This window comes from Nitratireductor arenosus, from assembly GCF_009742725.1.
In the GTDB taxonomy this organism is placed as follows: domain Bacteria; phylum Pseudomonadota; class Alphaproteobacteria; order Rhizobiales; family Rhizobiaceae; genus Mangrovimarina; species Mangrovimarina arenosa.
Window position 1 is genome coordinate 1,076,322 of sequence record NZ_WPHG01000001.1, and the last position, 22,437, is coordinate 1,098,758.

The following is a 22,437-nucleotide window of genomic DNA, read 5'->3' on the forward strand; positions in this document are numbered from 1 at the left end:
CGGATGGATTGAACCAGGCTGCGCCGACGCCCGGGACTTGACGGTCAGCTCGCCTGGGCTTTGGCCTTGGCCTGATCTTCGGCGACCTTCTTCTGGAAGATCTGCGCGAAATCGATCGGGTCGAGCATCAGCGGCGGGAAGCCGCCATTGCGGGTCGCGTCCGCGATGATCTGGCGCGCGAACGGGAAAAGCAGCCGCGGGCATTCGATGAACAGCACCGGCAGCACGTGTTCCTTGGGGAACCCGGCGACCCGGAACACGCCGCCATAGGCGAGTTCGACGTTAAACAGCACTGAGTCCTGGTGGCTGGCCTTGGCCGTCAGCATCAAATTGACGTCGTACTCGTTTTCCGAAATCGAGTTGGCGTTGACATTGACGTTGATATTGATGTTTGGGGCCTGGTCGCGCCCGCGCAGCGAATTCGGTGCGCCGGGGCTCTCGAAGGACAGGTCCTTGACATATTGTGCCAGAACGTTGAGCGACGGCTGCGCGCCGTTGCCGTTGCCGGTTGTCGCGGCGGCGCCGGCCGCTTCCTTTTCCTTCGTCTTCTCGTCAGCCATTCGTTCATGCCCTTGCGTGGAGGCCGCGCCGCGGCCCGAAAATTTGCGCGTTCGCTATCATGGGCGGCTGTGTGAGACAAGCGCGCAAGCGCAATCGCCGGTTTCCGGCGTCGCCGATCGCCTCATTCGTCGCGATTCGGCCCCTTCCAGGGCGAGTCCGCCGGCCCCGAGCGGGAAAAATCCTTCTCGTCGAGGTCGATGACCGTTTCGTCGCGGGGGGTGAAGTCCGGTTCGGGCCTTCCTCCGACATTGAAATGCACTTTCAGTCGTGACTTCACCAGCGACCAGACGGCGTCGCGCAACGCCGGCACGAACAGCGCGAAGCCGCATGCGTCGGTGACGAAACCCGGCAGCAGCAGCAACAGTCCGGCGAACAGGATCATCGCGCCGTGGATCAGTTCGCGCTTGGGCACGCGCCCCGCATCGGTTTCGGCCTGGATGCGGCGCAGCAGCCCAAAACCCTGGACGCGCAGCAGAACGGAGCCGATCAAAGCGGTCAGAACGACGATCGCCAGGGTTGCGAAAACGCCGATACGTCCGCCAATGGCGACGAAAGCCGCGATTTCGAGCAGCGGAACGACCAGAAACACCGCAAAAAGGGCTGAAAATCTCACGATTGGCACTTCGCTTGTCCGAAGATCGGACGGTTGTGATAAAAATGGTTCGCAAACCGATGATGCAAACTGCACGATCCCAACATAGTCATGCTACGGTCGGATTTGAATGATTGACCGTCGCGTTCTATATGCAATCGTCAGAACCTGGCTTCGCGGGGCCAGAACCGATAGCTAACAACAACGGCGACGATTCTCGAGGCAGTTCGGCGGACACGATGGAATTTCTGGATATCGGCACACTGTTTTTCGTTGTCGCCGCGGTGGTGATTTTTCTCCAGTTGCGAAATGTTCTGGGGCGCCGGACCGGCAGCGAAAAACCGCCTTTCGATCCCTATACGGCCAATCGCACCCGCGAGGGCGATAACGACAAGCCGCAGGACAATGTCGTGTCGCTGCCGCGGCGCAAATCGGCCGGCGACGGCGAGCAGGAATCGCCCTATGCGGCGATCGACAAATACGCCGCGCCGGGTACGGAGCTGAACAAGGGGTTGCGCGCCATCCGCGACGACGATCCCTCTTTCGACCCGCGCGGTTTCACCGAGGGCGCCAAGCTTGCTTACGAGATGATCGTGATGGCTTATGCCGATGGCGATCGCAAAACCTTGAAGAACCTCCTGTCGCGCGAAGTCTATGACGGTTTTGTCGCCGCGATTTCCGAGCGCGAGAAGCGGTCGGAAAAAATCCAGTCCTCCTTCGTCGGCATCGACAAGGTCGATATCGTTTCGGCCGAAATGAAAGGGTCGGAGGCGCATCTCACCCTGCGTATCGTCAGCGAGCTTATTTCGGCGACGCGCGACAGCGCCGGCGAGGTAATCGACGGCGATCCCGAGACGGTTGCCGAGGTCAAGGATGTTTGGACCTTCGCCCGCGACACCCGGTCGCGCGACCCGAACTGGAAGCTCGTCGCGACGGAAGCCGAAGACTGATCCCCGGCGTGGGCGCCCGGTGTCTTTGTCTCCTCTTCTGCGGCGCGTCGGTTTCGGCGAACTGCCCGGCTGGGAGGCGGACGATAGCGGGGCTGCCTTCGCGGCTTATCGGCGCAGCGCTAAGAAGGCGGCAACACGGACCTATCGGACCGGCAGCCTCAATATAAGCGCAGCCGCCTTCGCGCCCGCCCATGCCGCCGCGTGTGCCGCGCGGCGAGACGACCGTCGGGCGGCACGAACCTTCTTCGAAACCCATTTTGTTGCCTTCCACGTCGTTCCAAACGACCGCGCGCGCGGTTTCGTCACCGGGTACTACGAACCCGAAGTCGACGCCGCGCCGCAGGCCTCGCCCGTTTTCAAATATCCGCTTTTGGCGCGCCCGGCCGATCTGGTTGCGGTCGACGACAGCAACCGGCCCCCCGGTCTCGATCCGTATTTCGCCTTCGCCCGCCAATATCCGGATGGTCGGATCGGCGAATATTTCGACCGTGCCGCGATCGAGAGCGGGGCGCTGTCGGGCCGGGGGCTGGAGATTGCCTGGCTCGCCGACCCGGTCGACGTCTTTTTCGTCCATGTCCAGGGCGCGGCGCGGCTGCGTATGCCCGACGGCGCGGTCAAGCGTGTGACCTATGCCGCCAAGAGCGGGCACCGGTTCACGGGCCCCGGCGGAATTCTGGCCGAAATCGGCGAATTGGCGCGCGAAAACGTCACAATGCAAACGATCCGTGCCTGGTTTCGTGATAATTCGCGGCGCATAAACGAGATATTGTGGCAAAATCGTTCATTTATCTTTTTTCAGGAAGCACCGGTCGACGATCCCGCGCTCGGTCCAGTTGCGGCGGCGAAGGTGCCGCTAACGGCCGGTCGCTCGATCGCGGTCGACCGTCTGCTGCACACGTTCGGCACGCCGATCTTCGTTCATGCGCCTGATCTTGCTACGTTCGGCGGGGCGCCGTTTGCGCGTCTGATGATCGCCCAGGACACCGGCTCCGCCATAACCGGCTCCGCCCGTGGCGATCTGTTCGCCGGCTCCGGCGCCGCGGCCGGCGAAATCGCCGGGGTGGTCCGCCACGAGGCCGATTTTTTCGTCCTCGTCCCGCGCGGTCTGGCCGACGGAGCCGGCAAATGAGAAAGCGGGCGACATCGGGGCTGACCGAGCAGGACCGAATTTTGTGGGAGCAGGTGGCCCGCACCACAACGCCGCTCAAGGGCCGGCGGGAGCAATCCCTGGGGGAAGTCGCACCGCCCTCCGCGGCGGCGCAAAAAGACCGGGCGGATGCGCGCTCGGCGCCGGTCGCCGCCGCGCCACGGCCGCACGCGGAGCGCAAGCGCGAGACGGGCGGTGGCATCGACCGGCCGACCCGGCAGAAACTGGCCAAGGGCCGCGTCGCGCTCGAAGCCAGCGTCGATCTGCACGGTATGACGCAGAGCCAGGCGCATGGCTTGCTTCTGTCCTTTCTGATGCGCGCGCACGCGGCCGGTCTCCGCCATGTTTTGGTCATCACCGGCAAGGGCGTGTCGTTCGGCAGCGAGGGTGTGCTGCGCCAGGCGGTTCCCGGCTGGCTGGCGACCCCGTCCTTTAGGGCCATTGTCGGCGGGTTCGAAGCCGCAGCGCGCCACCACGGCGGCAATGGCGCGCTTTATATCCGCCTGCGGCGGGCCGGCGATGCGAGGCGCTTATGACGCCGTTTGGTGAAAAAATGCGCGCCATGCGCCGCGACAAGGGCGTGACCCAGAAGGAGATGGCGCAAGCGCTCGGGGTCAGCCCGGCCTATCTGTCGGCGCTCGAGCGCGGCCATCGCGGCGTGCCGAGCTGGACGTTTCTGCAAAAGGTGCTCGGCTATTTCAACATCATTTGGGACGACGCGGAGGAATTGCGCCGGATCGCCGAGCAATCGCGGCCCAGGGTGGTGATCGACACGTCCGGGCTTTCGCCCGCCGCAACCCATCTCGCCAATCTGCTCGCCACCGACATCGCCCTGCTCGACGAGGACGACATCGCCGCGTTGATTGGGCGGATCCGGACGGTGGGACGGCGTTCGAAGCGCTTCGACTGACGGGCCAGGCGGGATTTTCTTGCGTCGACCCCGGCAATGCGATTCTTGCCAGCGCCGCGATCAATTGGCCGCAAACAGTGCCTTGAGTTCGGTCAGCTTGTCGTTGACCAGCCAGCCATAATAGTTTTCCTCCGGCAGCCGCGGCTCTTCACCCTTCGCCGCGCGTTCGGCGTTTTCACGCCGCAGCGCCTGAGCCCGCTCGCGCGGATTGCCGACATTGTAAAGCGTCGCGGTGATGCCGGGATTGCTGGAAATGTCGAAACCGGCGATCTCCGCATAGGCCTCGATCGCGGTTTTCAGCGTCGCCGCGACATAGGGCAGGGTAAGGTCCGGATCCATGATGGTCCGGTAGACCTGTTGCGGATAGCGGTGATCGAGAACGGGCAGCCCGGAGACCCGGTGCACCGTCTCGCTCATCTGAAGGGCGGTCAGCGGGTTGAGCTGGCCGATCCCGAACGTCTGGCCCGCATAGAAGGGCTGGAAGAACACCGCGCTGAAGCGGTTGTTCGGAAATCCCTTGCCGTCGACGACGCGGCCGCGGAACTGGGTGTTCCAGACCCTTTCGCGACAAGTCCACACCGCGTAACTGCCGGTTTCGGCATCGCAGGCGGCGAATTGCGGCCGCTTGATGAAGACGTCGACATCCTCGCCGTCATAGGCAAAGGAAAACCGCGTCGTCAGGTAGGATACCGCCTTGACGTAATAGGTCTGCAGCCGGTCATACGCATCGACATTGTAGGTATGCTCGCCGACGATGGCGCCGACGATGTGCATCGGGTCGATGCGGTAGGCGGAAGCAGCCTCGACGATCTTGGCCCGCAGCTTGTCGTCGCGTTTCAGCAAAGCGTAGACCTTGCGGTATTTGGCCTCGAAGGTGGTCTTGAGCGCGCGCGCGCGCGATCCGGAGCCGAACGGGATATCGGGTTGTTCGACATGTCGGTTGCCGCCGGGCACCGGCGTGGCAGCCAGGGCGGGGGCCGCAACCAGGCTCGCCGCCAGGATCAGGATCCAAAAAAACTGCCTTGCCATATGTCCTAGAGCCATTCTTCTTTAAATGGAATCGTTTGACCGCCGGGATTTCACGGTCTGGCCAGGAGCGTACGGCGATGCGGTGCAGGCACCGTGAGCCGGGCGCGACGTCGTCCAGCACACGAAAGACCGAGATCGCGCGATTGCGGTTTCTTGAGCGATATCAATAGTGTAACGCCCAACGGCTTGGACGGCTTTCCCGCCCCGGCCGGTGTCGAAGCCCTTGCCCGATAGTCATATCGCGCTGCGGGCTTCTCCTTGCCGGACCGAAAAATCCATTCCATCAAACCGCTCCCATTTAAAGAAGAACGGCTCTGGAGCCGTTCGTTTTTGAACCGGCACGGTAGGAAAAGCGCGGCCCCGAGTCGATAGCGCCAATGGCGACTTGGTCCCCTTTGGACCGTCGAAACGGAAATGCCGCTTCGACATCCTTGCCACTTCCTAAAGAATGAATCGGGACAAATCTGTGTTTTTGGCCAGATCGCCGACATTCTTGGCAACATAATCGGCATCGACCGTCAGCGACGATCCCGAACGGTCGGGCGCCTCGAAGGAGATGTCGTCGAGCACCCGTTCCATCACCGTTTGCAGCCGGCGCGCGCCGATATTTTCCACCGAGGCGTTGAGGTCGACGGCGATGCCGGCCAGCGAATCGATGGCGTCGTCGGTGAAATCGAGCGTCACCCCCTCGGTCAGCATGAGCGCGACATACTGCTTGATGAGGCTCGCCTCGGTTTCTGTCAGGATGCGCCGGAAATCCTCCTTCTCAAGCGCCCGCAGTTCGACCCGGATCGGCAGCCGGCCCTGGAGTTCGGGCAAAAGATCGGACGGTTTCGAGACGTGGAAGGCGCCCGAGGCGATGAACAGGATATGGTCGGTCTTGACCGGACCGTATTTGGTGGCGACCGTGGTGCCCTCGACCAGCGGCAGCAGGTCACGCTGCACGCCCTCGCGCGAAACCCCCGCCCCCACACCGCTGTCGCGCGTGGCGATCTTGTCGATTTCGTCGAGGAAGACGATCCCGTCATTCTCCGTGATCGACAGTGCCCGGCTCACCACCTCGTCCTGGTCGAGCAGCTTGTCGGATTCGTCGTTGATGAGGTGGGCGTAGGAATCCTTGACCGTCGTCTTGCGTGTCTTGGTGCGTCCGCCCATCGCCTTCGACAGCATGTCGTTGATGTTGAGCACGCCGATATTGGCGCCCGGCATGCCCGGGATCTCCAGGGACGGGCCGGACGTGTCGGCGACCTCGACCTCGATCTCCTTGTCGTCGAGCTCGCCGCTTCTCAGCTTCTTGCGAAAACTGTCGCGGGTCGCCGGGCTGGCATTCTTGCCCACCAGCGCCTCCAGCACCCGCTCCTCGGCATTGATATGCGCGCGCGCCTTGACGTCCTCGCGCATCTTGTCGCGTACCAGGCCCATCGCCACTTCGACCAGGTCGCGGATGATCTGTTCGACGTCGCGGCCGACATAACCGACCTCGGTGAATTTCGTCGCTTCCACCTTGATGAAGGGCGCGCCCGCGAGCCGCGCCAGCCGACGCGATATCTCGGTCTTGCCGACGCCGGTCGGGCCGATCATCAGGATGTTTTTCGGCATCACCTCCTCGCGCATCTGGCCATCGAGTTGCTGGCGCCGCCAGCGGTTGCGCAGCGCGATCGCCACGGCACGCTTGGCGTCCTTCTGGCCGATGATGTAGCGGTCGAGTTCGGAAACGATCTCGCGGGGGGAAAATGTGGTCATGACGGGGTCTCGTTTGTGTTTTGGCCGTGCTGCATCAAAAGGCAGTCGCCGGTGCGCCCCGCAAGATGCGGGATCGGCCGATAGCCCGCTTTTTCATAGGCGCGTATGGCGCGGCGATTATTCGGGTCGGGATCGATGATGATCGTGGTGTGGCCTTGTTCGCGCAGCATCCTGGTGAATGCGCCGACCGCTGCCGAGCCGATCCCTTTTGACAGCATGTTTCCCTCGCCGATGGAAATATCCACCCCGACCGTTTCGGGGAGGAATTCCGCCAGCCAGGGGTGGTCCGCGATCCAGCCCTCGTTCTGGTGGTGGCCGATATGCCAATACTGGATATAGCCGACCGGCGCGCCATCGAGCAGGATGATGAAAGGGTGTGTCGTGTCGCGGCCTTCCACCATGTCGCGGATGTAGCCGAGTTCCACCTCCGGCTCACCCCACCACCGGCGCATATGCGGGCTTTCGAACCAAGCCCGCAGCATGGCGTAATCGGCCGGCGTGACCGGTCGGAAGGAGATGTCCCGGTTTTCAATCGGCATCGAGCGTTTCGATCACGATGTTGTGGTTCGTGTAGACGCAGATGTCGGCCGCGATCCCCATCGCGGCGCGGGCGATCTCCTCGGCGGACCTGTCCGTATCGATCAGAGCGCGCGCGGCGGCAAGGGCGTAATTGCCGCCGGAGCCGATCGCCATCACCCCGTGTTCGGGTTCCAGCACGTCGCCGGTGCCGGTCAGGGCCAGCGTGACGGATTTGTCGGCGACCAGCATCATCGCCTCGAGCCGGCGCAGATACCGGTCGGTGCGCCAGTCCTTGGCAAGTTCCACGCAGGCACGGGTCAACTGGTCCGGATATTGTTCGAGCTTGGTCTCGAGCCGCTCAAGCAGGGTAAAGGCGTCGGCGGTCGCGCCGGCGAAGCCGGCGATCACATTGCCCTTGCCGAGACGGCGGACCTTGCGGGCATTGCCCTTCATCACCGTCTGCCCCATCGAAACCTGGCCATCGCCGGCGATCACCACGGTGTCGCCTTTGCGCACGGTGACGATGGTTGTCGCATGCATTGCGGGAGTTTCTGACATCAAAGGCTCCAATGACACGTGACCGAGGCGCGGCGTTTCAACAGCGCCTTATTTATGCAGCGCGGGCCGGATTGCAAATTTGCATCGGACAATGGCCGGCATGCTCCGGCGAACTGGCATTCCCCGCGCGCCGCTGTTAGAAGGCAGCGCCACGCTACTTTCAGGAAAAGCGAGATGGACGCCAGCACCGGTCGCACCGCAACGATCAGCCGCAAAACCAACGAGACCGCCATCGAGGTGACGGTCGATCTCGACGGCGGCGGCAAACACGACATCGTAACCGGCGTCGGTTTCTTCGACCATATGCTTGAGCAGCTGTCGCGCCATTCGCTGATCGACATGACGGTCAGGACAAAGGGCGACCTGCACATCGACGACCATCACACGGTCGAGGATACCGGGATAGCGATCGGGCAGGCGATCGCCCGCGCGCTCGGCGAGCGGCGCGGCATCACCCGCTACGCCTCGCTCGATCTCGCCATGGACGAAACGCTGACACGGGCCGCCATCGACATATCCGGCCGGCCGTTCCTGGTCTGGAACGTGTCTTTCTCGGCGCCGAAGATCGGCACGTTCGATACCGAACTGGTGCGCGAGTTCTTCCAGGCGCTCGCCCAGAATGCCGGCATCACGCTGCATGTGACGACGCTTTACGGCGCCAACAACCATCATGTCGCCGAGACCTGCTTCAAGGCCGTCGCGCGGGTCCTGCGCGACGCGCTCGAGGCCGATCCGCGTCAACGCGATGCCGTGCCCTCGACCAAAGGCACGCTTGGCTAGGAACCCGCTTATGGCCAGTTTCGTTGTCCTGGAGCCTTCCGGTGACCGTCCCGCCGCCGACATCGCCTTCGTCCGGGACGGATTCGCCTGGCTCGGTCTTCTGCTACCCTTCTTCTGGCTTTTGTGGCACCGGCTGTGGATCGAGGCGTTGCTTTTCCTGGCCGCCTCGATCGGCCTGGCGATGCTGGTCGAATTCGGCGGTCTGGGCGTCGTCGCGCCGTTCCTGTCGCTCATTCTGGCGCTTTATGTCGGCGTCGAGGGCGCGACGCTGCAGGTGTGGGCGGCGACCCGCCGCGGCTGGCGCGCGTGGGGCGTCGTGGAGGCCGACACGCTCGAGGACGCCGAGGCGCGCTATTTCGCCGAACGTGGCGACGCGGCGGAACCCGAGCGGATCGTCCAGCGCGCCGAGCCGTCCCGCACGGTGAGGCCGGGCGTTTCCGGCGAACCCGCGCTCGGCCTGCTCGACTATCCCGCGCGAGGCTGACAATGCGCGTCGCCATCATCGATTACGGCTCCGGCAATCTGCGCTCGGCCGTCAAGGCCTTCGAGCGCGCCGCGCGCCAGGCCGGCATCGTAGCCGAGATCGAGCTGACATCAAATGCCGAACGGGTGCGCACGGCCGACCGCGTCGTGCTGCCGGGCGTGGGCGCCTACGCCGATTGTCGCGCCGGCCTCGATGCCGTGCCCGGCATGGTCGAGGCGATCGACGAGGCCGCGATCGCCAGGGGGCGGCCCTTTCTCGGCATCTGCGTCGGCATGCAGCTGATGGCGCAGCGCGGCCTGGAAAAGACGACGACCGAGGGTTTCGGCTGGATCGCCGGCGACGTGGTCCGCATCAAGCCGGCCGAGCCCGCCTTGAAGGTTCCCCAGATCGGCTGGAACACGATCACCCTCGTGCGGCCGCATCCGTTGTTTGAGGGCATTGCGACCGGCGAAAGCGGGCTGCACGCCTATTTTGTCCATTCCTACCATCTGCAAACCCGCAAGGCCGACGAGTTGGTCGCCGTCACCGACTATGGCGGCCAGGTCACGGCGGCGGTCGGCCGCGACAACCTCGCCGGCACCCAGTTCCATCCCGAAAAGAGCCAGGCGCTCGGCCTGGCCCTGATCGCCAATTTTCTGAGGTGGAGGCCATGAACCGCAAACGGTGTTGGATCGCGATGGTCGATATCACAACAGGGGCCAAGGCATGATCCTGTTCCCCGCCATCGATCTCAAGGACGGCCAGTGCGTGCGCCTGAAGCTCGGCGACATGGCGACCGCCACGGTCTACAACGCCGATCCGGCCGCCCAGGCCAGGGACTTCGAGGCACAGGGGTTCGACTGGCTGCACGTCGTCGACCTGAACGGTGCCTTCGCCGGTCAAAGCGTCAACGGCGCAGCTGTCGAGGCGATCCTGAAGGCAACGCGCAACCCGGTCCAGCTCGGCGGCGGCATTCGCACGCTCGCCGATATCGAGGCCTGGCTCGACAAGGGGCTGGCGCGCGTCATTTTGGGCACGGTGGCGGTGCGCGATCCCGATCTGGTCAGAGAGGCCTGCCGGCTTTTTCCCGGCAAGATCGCGGTCGGCATCGACGCCAAGGGCGGCAAGGTCGCCGTGGAAGGCTGGGCCGAGGCCTCCAAACTCGGCGTGATCGAGCTGGCCGAGCGTTTCGAGGGCGCCGGTGTGGCCGCCATCATCTATACCGACATCGACCGCGACGGCGTGCTTTCGGGCATCAACTGGGAGGCGACCATCGATCTGGCCAACGCGGTCTCGATCCCCGTCATCGCCTCGGGCGGGCTCGCCTCGATCGCCGATATCGTGCGCATGACCATGCCCGACGCCAAACGGCTCGACGGCGCGATCTCCGGCCGCGCGCTTTATGACGGGCGCATCGACCCGGCCGAGGCGCTGGCCGTGCTCAACGGCGCCAAACCGCCGGCCGGGCTGTTCGAGGACCCCGCATGACCCTGAAAGCCCGCGTTATCCCCTGCCTCGACGTCAAGGACGGCCGCGTCGTCAAGGGCGTCAACTTCGTCGACCTGATCGACGCCGGCGATCCCGTCGAGGCCGCCAAGGCCTATGACGCGGCCGGCGCCGACGAATTGTGTTTCCTCGACATCACCGCCTCGTCGGACAATCGCGAGACGATTTTCGACGTGGTGGCGCGCACGGCCGAGCAGTGTTTCATGCCGCTGACCGTCGGCGGCGGCGTGCGCGCGGTCGCCGATATCCGCAAGCTGCTGCTTGCCGGCGCCGACAAGGTGTCGATCAACACCGCGGCGGTGAAAAATCCCGATTTCGTCGCCGAGGCGGCCGACAAGTTCGGGAACCAATGCATCGTCGTGGCGATCGACGCCAAAAAGGTGTCGGCCCCGGGCGAGCCCGCGCGCTGGGAGATCTTTACCCATGGCGGACGCGAGAAGACCGGCATCGAGGCGGTCGGGTTCGCACAAAAAATGGTCGAACGCGGCGCCGGCGAGATCCTGCTGACCTCGATGGATCGCGACGGCACCAAGGCCGGCTACGATTTGCCGCTGACGCGGGCGGTCGCCGATGCCGTGCCTGTGCCGGTGATCGCGTCGGGCGGCGTCGGCACGCTCGACCATCTGGTCGACGGCGTCCGCGACGGTCACGCCGCCGCCGTGCTTGCCGCCTCGATCTTTCATTTCGGCACCCATTCCATCACCGAGGCCAAGCACCATATGGAAGCGGCCGGCATTGCCGTGCGCCTCGACCCGGCGGCACCGGCCGGAGCGCGACCATGAGCGGATTTTCCCTGACCGATCTGGAAAAGATCATCGCCGAGCGCGGCCGCTCCGGCGATCCGCAGTCCTGGACGGCGAAGCTGTTTGCAAGCGGCACCGACAAGGCGGCGCAGAAGCTCGGCGAGGAGGCCGTGGAAACGGTGATCGCGGCGGTGCGCGGCGATCGCGACGGGCTGGTTTCTGAAAGCGCCGATCTTGTCTATCATTGGCTGGTGGTGCTGGCGCTCGCCGATGTGCCGGTTGCCGATGTGCTGGCCGAACTCGAGCGCCGCACGGCGCGCTCCGGCATTGCCGAAAAGGCGGCGCGCGACGAGTGAGGCGGGCGCGAAAGGAAAGCTGATGGACCAGCTTGCTCCGGACCTGAAATATTCGCCCTACCGCTTTTTCAGCGCGGAGCGCTGGGCCGGCTTTCGCGCCGACACCCCGCTCACCCTGACCGAGGACGAGGTCAGCCGGCTGAGTTCGCTCAACGATCCGGTCGATCTCGACGAGGTGCGCCGCATCTACCTGTCGCTGTCGCGGCTTTTGTCGGCCCATGTCGAGGCGAGCCAGCTTCTGTTTCACCAGCGCAAGGTGTTCTTCAACACCGGCGACGTGGTCAAGACTCCCTTCATCATCGGCATCGCCGGTTCGGTCGCGGTCGGCAAATCGACGACGGCGCGCATTCTCCAGGAACTTCTGGGGCGCTGGCCGTCGAGCCCCAAGGTCGATCTGGTCACCACCGACGGGTTTTTGTACCCCAACGAGGTGCTGCGCGGCGAGAACATCATGGATCGCAAGGGCTTTCCGCAGAGCTACGATGTCGGCCAGCTGTTGCGGTTCCTGTCGGCGATCAAATCCGGCGAGCCGGACGTGCGCGCGCCGGTCTATTCCCATCTGACCTACGACGTGGTGCCCGGCGAATACGTGCTGATCGACCGGCCCGACATCCTGATCTTCGAGGGCATCAACGTTCTGCAGACCCGCGACCTGCCCCCGGACGGGCGCGCGGTGCCGGTGGTGTCGGACTTTTTCGACTTCTCGATCTATATCGACGCCGACGAAGACCTGATCCACACCTGGTATATCGACCGTTTCATGCGCCTGCGCGAAACCGCCTTCCGCAACCCGCAATCCTTCTTCCACCGCTATTCGCAGCTTTCCGAGGACGCCGCGCGCGCCATCGGCGAAAGCCTGTGGGCCAATATCAACCTGAAGAATCTGCGCGAGAATATCGTGCCGACCAGGCCGCGCGCCGACCTGATCCTGCGCAAGGGCGCCGACCATCTGGTCGAGGAGGTCGCGCTGCGCAAGCTCTAGGCGCCATGCCGTTTTGACAGGAAAGATGCCGCCGCGCGGGACGATCCGACGCCCGCCTTCGCAGCCGGCGGGCAGTCGCAATCCGGCCTGGCCCATCGCGCTTGTGGGGCCGCCGGATGTGGGCTAGGTCGAGCCCGCGAACGGGTTCGCGAGCCAAGGAGCAGGGCAGATGACGACGACGACGGTTTTGCCCGCCGGGCCGCGGGAGCTGCGCTTTCCGTTTCCCGACAGTCCCGAAACCGGCACGGTCGGCGAGGTCGCGCCCGGCATCTTGTGGGCGCGCATCCCGCTGCCCTTCCGCCTCGACCACGTCAACATCTACCTGATCGAGGACGGCGACGGCTGGGCCGTGCTCGACACCGGCATCGCCAACGGGAAGACCCGCGAAATCTGGCAGGCGCTGGTTGCCGGGCCGCTGGCCGGCCGGCGCCTGACGCGGCTGATCGTCAGCCATTATCATCCCGACCATATCGGCCTGGCCGGCTGGCTGTGCGACCGGTTCGACCTACCGCTTCTGACCAGCCATTCGGCCTATCTCGGCTGTCTCAACATCTCGCTCAGCCCGGGCGCGCTCGATGCCGAGCCCTATCGCGACCATTACCGCCGCCACGGCATGGCGGACGACACCGCGCGCCTGGTCAGCACCCAGGGCCACAATTATCTGCGCATGGTGGCGCCGCTGCCGCCGGTTTTTTCGCGGCTGGTCGCCGGCGACACGCTGACGCTCGGCGGGCGCGATTTTGAGGTGCTGGCCGGCGACGGCCACGCGCCGGAGCAATTGATGCTCTACTGGCGCGACGGCAACGTGTTCTTGGCCGCCGACCAGGTGCTGGCCAGGATATCGCCCAATATCGGCGTGTGGGCGGTCGAGCCGGAGGGCGACCCGCTCGGGCTCTACCTGCGCTCGCTCGCCGCGCTGCGCGCCACCATTCCGGCCGACGCGCTGGTGCTGCCCGGCCACCAGCTTCCCTTTGTCGGGCTGCACCAGCGCTGCCGCGAGCTGGCCGCCCATCACGACGAGCGCTGCGCGGCGATCGCCGAGGCCTGCAGCGCAAAGCCGCGTTCGGTGGCCGATCTGCTGCCTTTCGTCTTCCCCCGCGCGCTCGATCCGCACCAGATGGGTTTCGCCTTCAGCGAGGTCCACGCCCACGTCAACCGCATGAAGCGGCAGGGCAGGCTGGTGCGCGACGCAAAAGACGAAGACGTGCACCGCTACCGGCTGGCCTGAGGCCACAGCCAGCGCCGGACGCGGGCGTTGGCGTCGCGATATGGCGGGTCGAATTTCGCCTCTAGATACCGCTCCCCCCCGCAGGACGCCGCCGCGATGGATCGAAAGCCTGGCCGGCAACAAAAGCCCCAGCGCGACCGGACTGCCGGCTTCCCCAATCCGGGACAGTCCCTGCCACGCTCATCCGGTTCATGACATGTGTCCCTGGCAGGAGATGAGCGAAGGGTAAAAGGAGGTCGAGGGGGCTTGGATTGAAAAGTGGGTCGTGGGTAGTCAGTAGGGACAATAGGTTAGACGGCGCGATAGCGGCATTTTAGTTTCACGTGGACCGTTTACTTGATCGAAAGTTGCCCTATGCACCATGGCGAGATGATTACTCATATGCAGCCGACGAAAAAGAGGCGTGAACCGCACGATGCCATCTCAGAAAACCGCTGTCGTCGAACATCTGTTCAACAAATACTGGGATAAGAAGTCAGCGTCTCTAACCAAGTCCCTGATGAGCCTAGAAGAGGTGGCCGCGGCTATTCGTGAATGCAACGACGCCTACGGCTTGACGTTAAGTGCTCGCAACCCAGCCAATTTTATGAAGGATTTGCTTCGCGGTGCGAATGCGTCGAAAAATTGGCCCGTCTCAGTTGCAGCCAAACGTTACACCGGTGTACAAAGAACGGGTGCAGGTGAGTGTTTTGAGTTTGTGCCATTTCATGTCGGTCAGAGCGAACCGTTCCCCGATTATTTCAAGGTACGTTTAGATTCAGAAACATACCCAGTTCAATCTATAAGTATACCGCTAGTCACAAAGACGCTAGGTCGGTCGGACGAAAATTGGCTTATCCAAACCGCAGTCAATCTGAGAGTGGTTGAAACCCACTTTGCGATTGCACCCGCATTCCCGTTGCTCGAACTTACTCATCTACAGATGGGAATTAAATTGCGCTCGACCGAAATCGATGCGTTGTTTCTAGGTAAGACCGGTAGCGAGCAAGATCCCGAGTCCGTCTTGATAACTTGCGAGGCCAAACAGGCCAAGGATCCGCTGATTTCGAGCCAAATTATCAATCAGGTTCAGGCCGCTTTCGCAGAGGCCGATGTCGAAACCGTAGTTCCTATTGGGCTCCGGACGGTGAAGGGTGTCGGTTTCTATCTGACCGAATTCGAGGCAATAAAGCGAGCCGACGCGTCGAAGCTTGAAGAGCTTACCTTAGCCAGCGATGCCATCTACAAACTGCATCCGCCTGTAAAGGGTATTTAGCGCCTCGATCTCCTCTTGCTTGCGTTTCTTGGCACCGCTCTTCTTGTCGCGTCGCCCGATTGGATTTTCGACACCAAAGTACGCTGCAGCCTCGGTACTATTCATTGTTAAAAGAGTATCATCGCCGAGATCGAGCGCCTCTGTCGGACGTGTAGCCTTGACACCAAGAGCTTCGATCACCGAGGCTGCAACAGCACGGGCCAGCGGAGGCGGAACAGCATTTCCGATTTGCCGCGCACCATGCCATTTCGTTGCGTTGAAACGAAACCAATCGGGGAAACCGTGCAGTCGAGCCATTTCGCGGACAGTAATACATCGCGCATAGGCGTAATGAATCGGTCGTGGGCTCGTAAATGCGCCGCGGGCGGAATCTGTTCCGGCGCGCAATGTATTGCACAATCCATCGGCAGGTAATTTGAAAAACCTGGAGATTGGTTCAACGCGTCCTGGCTCTGTCTCGCGGAAACGGCGTCGGGAAATCTCTGTGTGCTCCGTCCTTGCGCTGGACGTAAGGAGATTTGGATTCCACTTGCGGGGGTGTCCGTAACCCCAAGCATCGTTGCCAATACCCCGCAACGGCTCCGCATATTTGCTCAATTCACCATAATCGCTTGTATTAACAACGTCCGAAAAACGTAATTCCTCGAAAGCCTCAGCGTCCGGCAGGTCACCGAGCGCATCTACGCACGTCGGTCGTTTCGAGTAAGGGTCTGGATAAGTTGGTAAATCATAGCCCTTCTTGCAGCCCATCAGGATCAGACGTTGGCGATCCTGCGGCACTCCGTAATCGGCGGCGTTGAGAACGCGCCACTCCTTCCGAACCTCGTAGCCCAAAGCCTCAAACTTTTCGATCAACTCGAACAGAAACCGTCGGTGCTTACCTACTGTAAGCCCCTTTACGTTCTCGAAAACAAAGTAGGTGGTATCAAGCTCCTCAACGATGCGCACAAAATCCTGGGCAAGTGCGTTGCGGGGATCGTCGAGAACTCGTTGGCCTATAAGCGAGAAACCTTGACAGGGTGCGCCACCAAACACCACATCTACAGTTCGATTGCCAATCCCTGCAGCTTCTCTAATGTCACAGCCAGTCAAGTTGGTTATGGAACTTGGTATGACGACACAGTTGGGAAAGTTGTATTTATGGACGGCCGCATGGACGGGATCGATCTCAACAGAAGCGACTACGTCAAACCCAGCCTGCTCAAACCCGAGGCTCAAACCGCCTACACCTGAAAAAAGATCTACCCCAATAGGTCTCATGCCGAATCCCTCTTTCGTACGATCTTTAACGCAGGAGTGGCGATTCCGCCCCAAGCTTTTATCTTCACTCAATTTCCATCCACAAAATCCTGAAGCCGTGTGGCCAGCTCCTCCAATTCCTTCAGTTCGCACTGCCACACGACCAAGACATCCCAACCTGCCGCCGCCAATTGTTCTGTTTTTGTTCTATCTCTTCTAGCATTCTGCTCAAGCTTCGGCAACCAGTAATCGAGCCTACTTTTCGGAGGGCGCCCCTTGGAACAACCATGTCCATGCCAAAAACAACCATGTACAAAGATGACCTTAGTTCGGCTCGGAAAAACGATGTCGGGCTTGCCGGGCAAATCTTTTCTGTGGAGTCGAAACCGATAGCCCATCGCATGCAGCAGACGGCGCACGGTAATCTCGGGACCTGTGTTCTTACTCTTGACCGCGCGCATTATGCGCTTCCGCTGCTCGGGACTTCGGGTATCCATACAAACGTGGCTACCAGCTGAAAGAAGTTATGTCACTTCGAGAGCTCAAATATCGAGATTGGCCACCGAGAGCGCGTTGTCCTGGATGAATTCGCGCCGCGGCTCGACCTCGTCGCCCATCAGCCGGGCGAACAGCGCGTCGGCCGAGCGGAACTTTCCAACGGGCAGCGCTCCTCGCACAGGAGAAAAAGACCGGAAACGCGCACCCCACCCCTGAAGAACATCCTTGCCTGCGCCATATTGCTGTTTGAGTATGTTTTCCGACCCTGGGGTTTGGGAGATTGCCGGTGCGGATCGTCTTTGCGGCGATACTTGTTGTCGTCACGGCAAGCGCGGCCTTCGCGGAACGGCGCGTGGCGCTTGTCTTTGGCGCCGATCGCTATGAGGCGATCCGTCCGCTCGCCAATGCCGTCAACGATGCGCGCGCGGTCGAGGAGGCGCTCGACGCACTCGGTTTCGAGGTGTTTTCAGAGGCCAACCGCGATTTGCGCCGCATGCGCCGGGCGCTGGAGGATTTTGCCGAGGATGCGGCGGGCGCCGACGTCGCCCTGATCTTCTTCGCCGGCCACGGCGTCGAAATCGCCGGCGAGAACCGCCTGCTGCCGACCGATGCCGACGCCTCGTCGCTGGAGGCACTGGAGGCCAGTTCACTGCCGCTGGAGGAACTGCGCCGGACGGCGGCCGAGGTGGCAGACATCGCGCTGATCGTGCTCGACGCCTGCCGCAACGATCCCTTCGGGGTATCCTCGGACCCACAAGGGCGCGGCGCGAAGGCGTTGAGGCTGCCGGCGACGGTCAAGCCCGGTTTGGGGCGCCTCGGCCGCGCCGAGAACACGCTGTTTGCCTTTTCCGCCGCACCGGGCGAAACGGCGGCCGACGGCAAGGGAAACAATTCGCCGTTCACGACGGCGCTGGCCAAATATCTCGGCACCGACGGGCTGGAAATCCGCTCGGTGCTGACGCTGGTGCAGCAGGAGGTCTACGAGCGCTCGCGCGGCGCGCAACTGCCCTATGTGGAAAGCGGCCTGCCGGCGCTGTTCTTCGCCTCGCAGGCTTCCGGCGAACTGCCCGAGCGCGAGCGGCTGCTGCTCGCCATGGCCGATGTCAGCCCGCAGATGCGGGAAGACGTGGAACGCATCGCATCGGACGCCGGCATGCCGTTGGCGCCGCTCTATGGCGCGCTGATCGGCGGCGATATCGCCGGCCTCAACCGCGAGGAGCGGACCGAGAAGCTGCGCGAGGCGGCGGCTTCGTTCGCCAAGGTGCGCGACGAGCTTCGCACGCTTCGTTCCGGAGACGAGCGGGTGACCGCGCTGCGCCGCGCGGCGGAAGAGCAACTGGCGCTCGGCGCCTTTGACGGCGCGCGGGCGAAGCTGAGCGAGGCGGCGAATATCGACGCGACCTCGCGCGAAACGCTGAAGGCGAACTATGTCGAACGGACCCTGTCGGAAGCGGCGACCCACTACCTGAACGGCGGTGCGGCGGCGGCGGAACTGAAGTACCAGCTCGCCATCGCCGACTACGAGAAGGCGGCGGCACTTTATGCGGAGCTCGAAGACAAGGATGTGCCAGCTGAAGACATGCACCAGGAGATCTTGGCGCTTGGGGCGCTCGGCAGTGTCTACATGACCTCCGGAAATGTTGGTGCCTCTTCGGGTGCGTTCCAGGCGCAGTTGATGGTGGCAAAACGACGGGCCAGTTCCGATCCGGCCAATACCGGCTGGCAGCTTGGCCTGTCGATTGCCTACAACAATGTCGGCGATGCCCGGAAAGCAGAAGGTGATCTCGTCAGTGCGCTTGCCGCATATGAGGCTGGCCTTGCAATTCGCGAGCGTTTGTCGACGACGGACTCCGCCGACACGGAATTGCAGTACGGCCTGTCGGTATCTCACGAAAGGGTCGGCCACGTTCGTATGGCGCAACGCGATCTTGCCGGAGCGCTCGCCGCCTACGAGGCCAGCCTTGCAATCCGCAAGACACTCTTGAAAGCCGATCCGGGCAACCGCACTTGGCAGTATGGCCTGATGTTCGGCCATAACTGGATCGGTGATGTACAGGTGTTGCAGCGCGATTTCGCCGATGCGCTTGCCGCCTACGAGGCTGGCCTCGCGATCGGCGAACGTCTGGCCGCCGCCAATCCCGCCGACAGCTTGCTGCAGCATGGCCTGACGGCTGTTCTGACCAGGATCGGTGATGTCCGTTTGGAACAGGGCGATGTGGCGGGCGCGATTGCCGCCTATGATGCGTTCTTTGCAATAGCGGACCGCTTGGCGAGAGCCGACCCGGGCAACGTAATTTTTCAGCGCAACCTGCTGGTTCTGCACCAAAGAACCGGTAATTTGCGCATGGAACAAGGCGATGTCTCTGGCGCGCTTGCCGCCTACGTGTCTGGACTTGCCATCGCCGAACGTCTGGCGAAAAACGATCCGAACAACTCCCTTTCACTGCACGACCTGTCGCTCGCCCACGGAAAAATCGGCAATACCCGTGCGAAGCAGGGCGATATCGCTGGCGCGGTTGCCGCCTATCAGGCCGGACTTGTCATCGCCGAACGCCTGGCAAAGGCTGATCCGGACAATGGCCAGTGGCAAGGCTTTCTGTCGGCGTTTTATTTCAAGCTAGCCGAAGTTGGCGGTGATCCACGAGCGAACTACCGAAAAGCTCTGAGCGTTCTGGAGTCGATGGCACGGCGCGGCATGCGCACGCCATCGGACGATCTCTCTCCCGATCTGTTGCGCAGCAAGCTGGAAGCTCTGGACACGCTCGAAGCGGCCGAATGAGCTCCCGCTCGCCATGAATGACCAAAGCGGTTGACCACGCAGCCAGCCTAGGTCCAGCGCCCCTCGCCTCGCTCAGATATCCAGATTGGCGACCGAGAGCGCGTTGTCCTGGATGAATTCGCGGCGCGGTTCGACCTCGTCGCCCATCAGCCGGGCGAAAAGCGCGTCGGCGTCGGTGGCGTCGGCGACCTTGACCTGCAGCAGCGAGCGCGCCTCGGGATCGAGCGTCGTTTCCCACAATTGTTCGGCGTTCATCTCGCCCAGACCCTTGTAGCGCTGCATGGTCAGGCCCTTGCGGCCGACCGCGAACACGCCGTCGAGCAGCTTGAGCGGGCCGGAGATCGTTTCTCTGACATCCTTGCGGCGCAGCACCGGCTGGGTGCCGTAGACCTCCTCGAGCCGGCCCGCATAGCGGTGCAGCGCGCGCGCGTCGGCCGAGCCGATCAGCGCCATGTCGAGATGGACGACATCCTTGACGCCGCGCACGGTGCGCTCGAAGATGAAGCCGCCCGGGCCCTCGTTCGAGGTCGCCATGCGCCCTTCCCAGCCGCGCTCGGTTTCTTCCGAGATCAGGTCGAGCCGCTCGGCGATCCGGCCGGCCATTTCGTTGGCGCGGCCGAGATCGATCACGACTTCCGGATTGAGCGCGCCGGCGATCGCCGCCTGCTCGACGACGGCGCGGTCGTAGCGCGTATGCAGCCCGTTGATCAGCGTGCGCACCGCCAGCGCGTCATCGATCGCCGCGCGCAGATCGGGGCCGGCCCGGACCTCGCCGCTGGCGAGCTCCAGCGCGCAATCTTCCAGACCGCCCTCGATCAGATATTCCTCGAACGCCTGCTCGTCCTTGAGATATTGCACGCTCTTGCCGCGGGTCACCTTGTAGAGCGGCGGCTGCGCGATATAGAGGTGGCCGCGTTCGATCAGCTCCGGCATCTGGCGGAAGAAGAAGGTCAACAGCAGGGTGCGGATATGGGCGCCGTCGACGTCGGCGTCCGTCATGATGATGATCTTGTGGTAACGCAGCTTCTCGGGATTGAACTCGTCCTTGCCGATCCCGGTGCCGAGCGCGGTGATCAGCGTTCCGATCATGTCCGACGACAGCATCCGGTCGAAGCGCGCCCGCTCGACGTTGAGGATCTTGCCGCGCAGCGGCAAAATGGCCTGGTTCTTGCGCGAGCGGCCGCCCTTGGCCGAACCGCCGGCCGAATCGCCCTCGACGATGAACAGCTCCGACTTTGCCGGATCACGCTCCTGGCAATCGGCGAGCTTGCCGGGCAGCGAGCTGATGTCGAGTGCGCCCTTGCGGCGCGTCAGCTCGCGGGCCCTGCGTGCGGCCTCGCGCGCGGCGGCGGCCTCGATCACCTTGCTGATCAGGATCTTGGCTTCCCCCGGATGCTCTTCAAACCAGGTGCTCAGCGCCTCGTTGACGAGGCTCTCGACCACCGGCCGGACCTCCGAGGAGACCAGCTTGTCCTTGGTCTGGGACGAGAATTTGGGATCGGGCACCTTGACCGACAAGACAGCGGTCAGCCCCTCACGGCTATCGTCACCGGTGAGCGAGACCTTTTCCTTCTTGGCGATCCCGGTTGCTTCGGCATAGCTCGTGACCTGACGCGTGAGCGCGCCGCGAAAGCCGGCGAGATGCGTGCCGCCGTCGCGCTGGGGGATGTTGTTGGTGAAGCACAGCACGTTTTCGTGGTAGCTGTCGTTCCACCACATCGCCACTTCCACGACGATGTCGTCGCGTTCGGCGCGAATCGAGATCGGGCTGGGAATGAGCGATTTGCGCGCGCGGTCGAGATAGCGCACGAATTCGACAAGCCCGCCATCGTAGAGCAGTTCGTTGCTGACCACGTCGGCATGGCGCCGGTCGGTCAGCACGATGCGCACACCCGAATTCAGGAAGGCGAGTTCGCGCAGCCGGTGCTCCAGCGTCGCATAGTCGAACTCGGTCATGGTGAAGGTTCCGGGCGAAGGCAGGAAGGTGACCTCCGTGCCCGTTTCGGCGCCGGCCTCGCCGGTCGCCGCCAGCGGCGCGTCGGCCACGCCGTGGGTGAAGCTCATCTCGTGGATCCTGCCGCTTCGGCGGATCTTGAGCTTTAGCGAGGTCGACAGCGCGTTGACGACCGACACGCCGACCCCGTGCAGCCCGCCGGACACTTTGTAGGAGTTCTGATCGAATTTCCCGCCGGCGTGGAGCTGGGTCATGATCACCTCGGCGGCGGAGATGCCTTCGCCGTGGTGGATATCGGTGGGGATGCCGCGGCCATTGTCGGTTACGGTGCACGAGCCGTCCGGATTGAGCGTCACCGTCACCAGGTCGGCATGACCGGCCAGCGCCTCGTCGATGGCGTTGTCGACCACTTCGTAGACCATATGGTGCAGGCCGGAACCGTCATCGGTATCGCCGATATACATGCCGGGCCGCTTGCGCACGGCGTCGAGGCCCTTCAGGACCTTGATCGATTCCGCGCCATATTCGGGCGTGCCGCCGGGCTCATTTTCGGACGAGTCGCTCATGAAATACCGCTGTTCTTTTGCCGCTGGAAAGACGCGCTTTCGCCACCCCGAATCACGCGCCGCTGGACAGGTGAGATAT

General features: G+C 63.1%; 24 protein-coding genes. 14 read left to right on the top strand and 10 right to left on the bottom strand.

All coding sequences use genetic code 11. From position 1 onward, the window contains the following. Positions 1–44: 44 nt before the first annotated feature. Positions 45–560, bottom strand: a complete 516-nt coding sequence (gene secB / locus GN330_RS05210; RefSeq protein WP_156711563.1) for a protein-export chaperone SecB — start codon at positions 558–560, stop codon at positions 45–47. A gap of 122 nt (positions 561–682) precedes the next feature. Next, positions 683–1,174, bottom strand: coding sequence for an FxsA family protein (locus GN330_RS05215; protein ID WP_343040287.1), 492 nt, complete (start codon positions 1,172–1,174; stop codon positions 683–685). 218 nt (positions 1,175–1,392) lie between these two features. On the opposite strand from GN330_RS05215, the gene GN330_RS05220 reads away from it, so the two are divergent. From GN330_RS05220 to GN330_RS05235, 4 genes are read left to right on the top strand one after another with little or no spacing between them, the layout of a single operon-like run. Next, the gene (locus GN330_RS05220) at positions 1,393–2,103 is read left to right on the top strand and encodes a Tim44/TimA family putative adaptor protein (RefSeq protein ID WP_156711564.1); all 711 of its coding nucleotides are present in this window, start codon (positions 1,393–1,395) and stop codon (positions 2,101–2,103) included. 19 nt (positions 2,104–2,122) lie between these two features. Next, complete coding sequence (gene mltA / locus GN330_RS05225; RefSeq protein ID WP_343040288.1) at positions 2,123–3,232, top strand: murein transglycosylase A; 1,110 nt, start codon at positions 2,123–2,125, stop codon at positions 3,230–3,232. Continuing rightward, positions 3,229–3,786 carry a Smr/MutS family protein gene (locus GN330_RS05230; protein ID WP_156711566.1) on the top strand — a complete coding sequence of 186 codons (558 nt, stop codon included), beginning with the start codon at positions 3,229–3,231 and terminating at the stop codon, positions 3,784–3,786. The genes mltA and GN330_RS05230 overlap by 4 nt, the downstream gene beginning before the upstream one ends. Continuing rightward, positions 3,783–4,160 (top strand): helix-turn-helix domain-containing protein, encoded by a 378-nt coding sequence (locus tag GN330_RS05235; protein ID WP_156711567.1) that lies wholly within the window; start codon positions 3,783–3,785, stop codon positions 4,158–4,160. Before GN330_RS05230 ends, GN330_RS05235 begins: the two co-directional genes overlap by 4 nt. Before the next feature lie 60 nt (positions 4,161–4,220). On the opposite strand, the gene GN330_RS05240 is transcribed toward GN330_RS05235, so the two are convergent. The 4 genes from GN330_RS05240 to hslV form a co-directional block, all read right to left on the bottom strand. After that, positions 4,221–5,189 carry a DUF1402 family protein gene (locus tag GN330_RS05240; RefSeq protein ID WP_156711568.1) on the bottom strand — a complete coding sequence of 323 codons (969 nt, stop codon included), beginning with the start codon at positions 5,187–5,189 and terminating at the stop codon, positions 4,221–4,223. Between the two features lie 441 nt (positions 5,190–5,630). Then, positions 5,631–6,932, bottom strand: a complete 1,302-nt coding sequence (hslU, locus tag GN330_RS05245; protein ID WP_156711569.1) for an ATP-dependent protease ATPase subunit HslU — start codon at positions 6,930–6,932, stop codon at positions 5,631–5,633. Next, entirely contained in the window at positions 6,929–7,471 is a 543-nt protein-coding gene (locus tag GN330_RS05250; protein ID WP_156711570.1) for a GNAT family N-acetyltransferase, read from the bottom strand. Before GN330_RS05250 ends, hslU begins: the two co-directional genes overlap by 4 nt. Continuing rightward, complete coding sequence (gene hslV / locus GN330_RS05255) at positions 7,461–8,009, bottom strand: ATP-dependent protease subunit HslV (RefSeq protein WP_156711571.1); 549 nt, start codon at positions 8,007–8,009, stop codon at positions 7,461–7,463. Before hslV ends, GN330_RS05250 begins: the two co-directional genes overlap by 11 nt. A 174-nt stretch (positions 8,010–8,183) precedes the next feature. Between hslV and hisB the strand changes: the two genes are divergently transcribed. From hisB to GN330_RS05300, 9 genes are all read left to right on the top strand, one after another. After that, positions 8,184–8,789 carry an imidazoleglycerol-phosphate dehydratase HisB gene (gene hisB / locus GN330_RS05260; protein WP_156711572.1) on the top strand — a complete coding sequence of 202 codons (606 nt, stop codon included), beginning with the start codon at positions 8,184–8,186 and terminating at the stop codon, positions 8,787–8,789. Positions 8,790–8,799: 10 nt separating this feature from the next. Further along, positions 8,800–9,273, top strand: coding sequence for a DUF2628 domain-containing protein (locus GN330_RS05265; RefSeq protein WP_156711573.1), 474 nt, complete (start codon positions 8,800–8,802; stop codon positions 9,271–9,273). Positions 9,274–9,275: 2 nt separating this feature from the next. Continuing rightward, entirely contained in the window at positions 9,276–9,926 is a 651-nt protein-coding gene (gene hisH, locus GN330_RS05270) for an imidazole glycerol phosphate synthase subunit HisH (protein ID WP_156711574.1), read from the top strand. Between the two features lie 52 nt (positions 9,927–9,978). Then, positions 9,979–10,740, top strand: a complete 762-nt coding sequence (gene hisA / locus GN330_RS05275; RefSeq protein ID WP_156711575.1) for a 1-(5-phosphoribosyl)-5-[(5-phosphoribosylamino)methylideneamino]imidazole-4-carboxamide isomerase — start codon at positions 9,979–9,981, stop codon at positions 10,738–10,740. Continuing rightward, a complete protein-coding gene (gene hisF, locus GN330_RS05280; RefSeq protein ID WP_156711576.1) occupies positions 10,737–11,540 on the top strand; it encodes an imidazole glycerol phosphate synthase subunit HisF in 804 nt (267 codons plus the stop codon). Before hisA ends, hisF begins: the two co-directional genes overlap by 4 nt. Then, the gene (locus GN330_RS05285; RefSeq protein ID WP_156711577.1) at positions 11,537–11,857 is read left to right on the top strand and encodes a phosphoribosyl-ATP diphosphatase; all 321 of its coding nucleotides are present in this window, start codon (positions 11,537–11,539) and stop codon (positions 11,855–11,857) included. The genes hisF and GN330_RS05285 overlap by 4 nt, the downstream gene beginning before the upstream one ends. A 22-nt stretch (positions 11,858–11,879) precedes the next feature. Then, positions 11,880–12,839, top strand: coding sequence for a type I pantothenate kinase (coaA, locus tag GN330_RS05290; RefSeq protein ID WP_156711578.1), 960 nt, complete (start codon positions 11,880–11,882; stop codon positions 12,837–12,839). Between the two features lie 169 nt (positions 12,840–13,008). After that, positions 13,009–14,067 carry an MBL fold metallo-hydrolase gene (locus GN330_RS05295; protein WP_156711579.1) on the top strand — a complete coding sequence of 353 codons (1,059 nt, stop codon included), beginning with the start codon at positions 13,009–13,011 and terminating at the stop codon, positions 14,065–14,067. 403 nt (positions 14,068–14,470) lie between these two features. After that, complete coding sequence (locus GN330_RS05300; protein ID WP_197435040.1) at positions 14,471–15,322, top strand: hypothetical protein; 852 nt, start codon at positions 14,471–14,473, stop codon at positions 15,320–15,322. Here the strand turns inward: GN330_RS05300 and GN330_RS05305 are convergent. The 3 genes from GN330_RS05305 to GN330_RS23940 are packed head-to-tail and all read right to left on the bottom strand — an operon-like array spanning position 15,272 to position 17,238. Continuing rightward, on the bottom strand, positions 15,272–16,654 hold the full coding sequence (locus tag GN330_RS05305; protein WP_246188500.1) for a DNA cytosine methyltransferase: 1,383 nt from the start codon (positions 16,652–16,654) through the stop codon (positions 15,272–15,274). The two genes, GN330_RS05300 and GN330_RS05305, sit on opposite strands and share 51 nt — an antisense overlap. Next, positions 16,651–17,058, bottom strand: coding sequence for a very short patch repair endonuclease (locus GN330_RS05310; protein WP_156711580.1), 408 nt, complete (start codon positions 17,056–17,058; stop codon positions 16,651–16,653). The genes GN330_RS05305 and GN330_RS05310 overlap by 4 nt, the downstream gene beginning before the upstream one ends. 45 nt (positions 17,059–17,103) lie before the next feature. Then, the gene (locus GN330_RS23940; protein WP_281349383.1) at positions 17,104–17,238 is read right to left on the bottom strand and encodes a hypothetical protein; all 135 of its coding nucleotides are present in this window, start codon (positions 17,236–17,238) and stop codon (positions 17,104–17,106) included. 173 nt (positions 17,239–17,411) lie between these two features. On the opposite strand from GN330_RS23940, the gene GN330_RS05315 reads away from it, so the two are divergent. Further along, entirely contained in the window at positions 17,412–19,838 is a 2,427-nt protein-coding gene (locus GN330_RS05315) for a caspase family protein (protein ID WP_343040365.1), read from the top strand. Between the two features lie 72 nt (positions 19,839–19,910). Here the strand turns inward: GN330_RS05315 and GN330_RS05320 are convergent, their stop codons facing one another. Next, positions 19,911–22,358 carry a DNA gyrase subunit B gene (locus GN330_RS05320; RefSeq protein ID WP_156711582.1) on the bottom strand — a complete coding sequence of 816 codons (2,448 nt, stop codon included), beginning with the start codon at positions 22,356–22,358 and terminating at the stop codon, positions 19,911–19,913. Positions 22,359–22,437 lie beyond the last annotated feature (79 nt).

Bases quoted from the DNA above. Each gene is read 5' to 3' on its own strand.
- GN330_RS05240 (WP_156711568.1), bottom strand. From the start codon at position 5,189: ATGGCAAGGCAGTTTTTTTGGATCCTGATCCTGGCGGCGAGCCTGGTT.
- GN330_RS05285 (WP_156711577.1), top strand. From the start codon at position 11,537: ATGAGCGGATTTTCCCTGACCGATCTGGAAAAGATCATCGCCGAGCGC.
- hslV (WP_156711571.1), bottom strand. From the start codon at position 8,009: ATGTCAGAAACTCCCGCAATGCATGCGACAACCATCGTCACCGTGCGC.
- GN330_RS05265 (WP_156711573.1), top strand. From the start codon at position 8,800: ATGGCCAGTTTCGTTGTCCTGGAGCCTTCCGGTGACCGTCCCGCCGCC.
- secB (WP_156711563.1), bottom strand. From the start codon at position 560: ATGGCTGACGAGAAGACGAAGGAAAAGGAAGCGGCCGGCGCCGCCGCG.
- GN330_RS05220 (WP_156711564.1), top strand. From the start codon at position 1,393: ATGGAATTTCTGGATATCGGCACACTGTTTTTCGTTGTCGCCGCGGTG.
- coaA (WP_156711578.1), top strand. From the start codon at position 11,880: ATGGACCAGCTTGCTCCGGACCTGAAATATTCGCCCTACCGCTTTTTC.
- hisF (WP_156711576.1), top strand. From the start codon at position 10,737: ATGACCCTGAAAGCCCGCGTTATCCCCTGCCTCGACGTCAAGGACGGC.
- hslU (WP_156711569.1), bottom strand. From the start codon at position 6,932: ATGACCACATTTTCCCCCCGCGAGATCGTTTCCGAACTCGACCGCTAC.
- GN330_RS05320 (WP_156711582.1), bottom strand. From the start codon at position 22,358: ATGAGCGACTCGTCCGAAAATGAGCCCGGCGGCACGCCCGAATATGGC.
- hisB (WP_156711572.1), top strand. From the start codon at position 8,184: ATGGACGCCAGCACCGGTCGCACCGCAACGATCAGCCGCAAAACCAAC.
- GN330_RS05310 (WP_156711580.1), bottom strand. From the start codon at position 17,058: ATGGATACCCGAAGTCCCGAGCAGCGGAAGCGCATAATGCGCGCGGTC.
- GN330_RS05235 (WP_156711567.1), top strand. From the start codon at position 3,783: ATGACGCCGTTTGGTGAAAAAATGCGCGCCATGCGCCGCGACAAGGGC.
- GN330_RS05230 (WP_156711566.1), top strand. From the start codon at position 3,229: ATGAGAAAGCGGGCGACATCGGGGCTGACCGAGCAGGACCGAATTTTG.
- GN330_RS05250 (WP_156711570.1), bottom strand. From the start codon at position 7,471: ATGCCGATTGAAAACCGGGACATCTCCTTCCGACCGGTCACGCCGGCC.
- GN330_RS05295 (WP_156711579.1), top strand. From the start codon at position 13,009: ATGACGACGACGACGGTTTTGCCCGCCGGGCCGCGGGAGCTGCGCTTT.
- hisA (WP_156711575.1), top strand. From the start codon at position 9,979: ATGATCCTGTTCCCCGCCATCGATCTCAAGGACGGCCAGTGCGTGCGC.
- hisH (WP_156711574.1), top strand. From the start codon at position 9,276: ATGCGCGTCGCCATCATCGATTACGGCTCCGGCAATCTGCGCTCGGCC.